Origin of the sequence: Streptomyces sp. LS1784, assembly GCF_020103755.1 — a bacterium.
In the GTDB taxonomy this organism is placed as follows: Bacteria; Actinomycetota; Actinomycetes; order Streptomycetales; family Streptomycetaceae; genus Kitasatospora.
Genome location: NZ_JAHSQD010000789.1, coordinates 1 through 2,926, shown reverse-complemented (window position 1 = coordinate 2,926; position 2,926 = coordinate 1). Strand labels below are relative to the sequence as shown.

General features: G+C 74.9%; 4 protein-coding genes. 3 read left to right on the top strand and 1 reads right to left on the bottom strand.

Annotated elements, in window-relative coordinates:
• Positions 1-322: CHAD domain-containing protein (locus KS423_RS42415; RefSeq protein WP_224285041.1), on the top strand; the 322-nt coding region annotated here is incomplete at its 5' end.
• An 87-nt stretch (positions 323-409) separates the two neighbouring features.
• Here KS423_RS42415 and KS423_RS42410 read toward each other — a convergent pair.
• Positions 410-1,198 carry a uracil-DNA glycosylase gene (locus KS423_RS42410; protein ID WP_224285040.1) on the bottom strand — a complete coding sequence of 263 codons (789 nt, stop codon included), beginning with the start codon at positions 1,196-1,198 and terminating at the stop codon, positions 410-412.
• Positions 1,199-1,346: 148 nt separating this feature from the next.
• Between KS423_RS42410 and KS423_RS42405 the strand changes: the two genes are divergently transcribed.
• Entirely contained in the window at positions 1,347-2,339 is a 993-nt protein-coding gene (locus tag KS423_RS42405; protein WP_224285039.1) for a slipin family protein, read from the top strand.
• Positions 2,340-2,439: 100 nt separating this feature from the next.
• Complete coding sequence (locus tag KS423_RS42400; protein ID WP_224285038.1) at positions 2,440-2,889, top strand: CBS domain-containing protein; 450 nt, start codon at positions 2,440-2,442, stop codon at positions 2,887-2,889.
• Positions 2,890-2,926 lie beyond the last annotated feature (37 nt).

Below are 2,926 nucleotides of genomic sequence, written 5' to 3'. Positions count from 1 at the left end.
CGAGGAGCGGAACGCGGCCCTCCACCAGGCCCGCAAGGCGGCCAAGCGCGCCCGCTACGCCGGCGAGACCGCCGTCCCGGTGGCCGGCGCCCGGGCCGAGCGCTACGCCCGGCGGATGAGGGCCGTCCAGGAGGTGCTGGGCGACCACCAGGACGCCGTGGTCGCCGCGAGCACCCTCGCCGCCCACGCGGCGAGCGGTGGCGAGCCCTTCGGCTACGGCGCCCTGTACGGCCGCCAGCTGGCCACGGAGGAGGCCACGCGGCGACGGCTGCCGGACGTGTGGCGGCGGGCGGGCAAGCGGAAGCTGCCCCGGTTCGGGTAGGGCCTTTCCTGCCGCCGCCCTCGCACCACCGGCCGGACCGCGGTCGGGTCCGGTGCGCGCGGGGGCCACCGCGGCACGGTGGCGGTGCTACCGGGGATCGAGCCCCGCCGCCCGGGCCGCTTCGCGCAGCAGGTCCCGGAGCATCGCGGTGGTCAGCCGACCGGTGTTCGTGTTGCGCGGGCTCACGTGGTAGCAGCCGTACATCCGCAGGTCCGGGCCGCCGTCGCGGGCCGGGAAGGCGGCCACGGCGGCGTGGCCGAAGGCGGGGCGGGGGCGGGGGACCAGCCAGCCGGCGTCCGCGATGACCGGCAGCATGGCCTGCCAGGCGAAGCCGCCGAGGGCGACGACGGCGCGTACGGTGGGTCGCAGCAGCTGGAGTTCGCGGGTGATCCAGGGCCGGCAGGTGTCGCGTTCGGCGGTGCTGGGCCTGTTGTCGGGCGGGGCGCAGCGGACCGGGTCGGTGATCCGGACGCCGGACAGCTCCAGGCCGTCGCCGTGGCGGACGGACTCGGGGCGGTTGGCGAGCCCGAGGTCGTACAGGGCGGCGTAGAGCAGGTCGCCGGAGGGGTCGCCGGTGAAGATCCGGCCGGTGCGGTTGGCGCCGTGGGCGGCGGGGGCGAGGCCGACCAGGACGAGCGGGGCGTCCGGCGGGCCGAAGCCGGGGATCGGGCGGGCCCAGTAGTCCCAGTCCTGGTAGGCGCGGCGCTTGGTCCGGGCGGTCTCCTCGCGCCACTGCACCAGGCGCGGGCAGGCCCGGCAGCCGGTGACGACACGGTCCAGCGCGGCGAGTCCGACGGCCCGGGCGGCGGCCTCGGCGGGGTGGCGGGGGTCGTCGGGGTCGTCGGCGGGGGAGGGGGGCACGGCCACGGTCGGCATGGCCAAGATCCTAGGCGCTGCGGCACGTTCGTTCCGGCGCCGTCCGGGCAGGCGTAGCGTGGAATCAGTTGCTCCGGCGGTCCCCGGCCGGTCCGGGTCGGCGGCGGCCGGGCGCGTCGGTGTGCGCACAGGCCGCAAGGAGGCCGCGATGATCGTCGATGCGGTGCTGGGTGCCCTGGGAGCGCTCGCCGGGCTGGGGGCGATCTGGGCGAGCATGAGCATCCGGGTCGTCCAGCAGTTCCAGAAGGGCGTGGTGTTCCGCTTCGGGAGGGTGCGCGACGAGGTGCGCGGTCCCGGGCTGGTGGCGCTGCTGCCGATCGCGGACCGGCTGCGCAAGGTGAACGTGCAGATCGTGACGATGCCGATCCCGGCGCAGGAGGGCATCACCCGGGACAACGTGACCGTGCGGGTGGACGCGGTGGTCTACTTCCGGGTGGTGGACGCGGTGAAGGCCACCGTCAACGTGCAGGACTACAACTTCGCGATCTCCCAGGTCGCGCAGACCTCGCTGCGCTCGATCATCGGCAAGAGCGAGCTGGACGACCTGCTGGCCAACCGCGAACCGATCAACCAGGGGCTGGAGTTGATGATCGACAGCCCGGCGCTGGGCTGGGGCATCGAGATCGACCGGGTGGAGATCAAGGACGTCGCGCTGCCGGAGTCGATGAAGCGCTCGATCGCCCGGCAGGCGGAGGCCGAGCGGGAGCGGCGGGCCCGGATCATCACGGCGGACGGTGAGTTCCAGGCCTCGGAGCGGCTGTCGGAGGCCGCGGCGGTGATGAGTGCGACCCCGTCCGCGCTCCAGCTGCGGCTGTTGCAGACCGTGGTGGAGGTGGCGGCGGAGAAGAACTCGACGCTGGTGCTGCCCTTCCCGGTGGAGCTGCTGCGCTTCCTGGACAGTGCGACGGAGGTGCAGCAGCGGAACCTGCTGACGGCCGCGGCGGTCGCGGCCGGGGCGAAGGCCGTGGAAGAGGCGGTGGAGAGCGGCGAGGTGCCGGAGGAGGCGCTCGGGCCGGACCAGCCCGGGCACGAACTCCAGCCCCTGAAGGAGGTGTTGGAGAAGTTGCCGCTGGACCCTCCGGAGTCGCCGGACGGCCGGGTCGAGCGGGGCGGCCCCACCGCGCCGGACGACGAGGCCTGAGCGTGCCGCCGGGTCTTCCGGGCGCACCGGCCCCGGTGGCGTCGGCCATCCGCGCGGACCACCATGGACGAGGGGAGGGAACCAGGTCAGGAGGCGGACCATGACCAGAGCCAGCGACATCATGCACCCGGGCGCGGAGTGCATCCGCGAGCACGAGACGCTCGCGGCCGCCGCCCGGATCATGCGGGAACGCGACGTGGGTGCCCTGCCCATCTGTGGGCCGGGCGACAAACTGCTGGGGATCGTGACCGACCGCGACATCGTGCTGCGCTGCGTCGCCGAGGGCCGCGACCCGGCGTCGGTGACGGCGGGCGAGCTGGCGCAGGGGCGGCCGATGACGGTGGAGGCGGACGAGGACTGCGAGCAGGTGCTGCGGGTGATGGAGCAGTACCAGGTGCGCCGGCTGCCGGTGATCAACCACCCGGAGCACAAGCTGGTCGGGATGATCAGCGAGGCGGACATCGCGCGCGGCCTGCCGCAGGCGCGGGTCGCCGAGTTCGTCTCGGCGGTCTGTGCGGAGGAGTCGCCCGCGGGGGCCGCCCGGGGCTGACACCGCGCGCGCCCAGGGCCGGCACCGCACGCGGGCC

Coding starts and splice junctions, on each gene's coding strand:
- KS423_RS42405 (WP_224285039.1), top strand. CDS start 1,347: ATGATCGTCGATGCGGTGCTGGGTGCCCTGGGAGCGCTCGCCGGGCTG.
- KS423_RS42400 (WP_224285038.1), top strand. CDS start 2,440: ATGACCAGAGCCAGCGACATCATGCACCCGGGCGCGGAGTGCATCCGC.
- KS423_RS42410 (WP_224285040.1), bottom strand. CDS start 1,198: ATGCCGACCGTGGCCGTGCCCCCCTCCCCCGCCGACGACCCCGACGAC.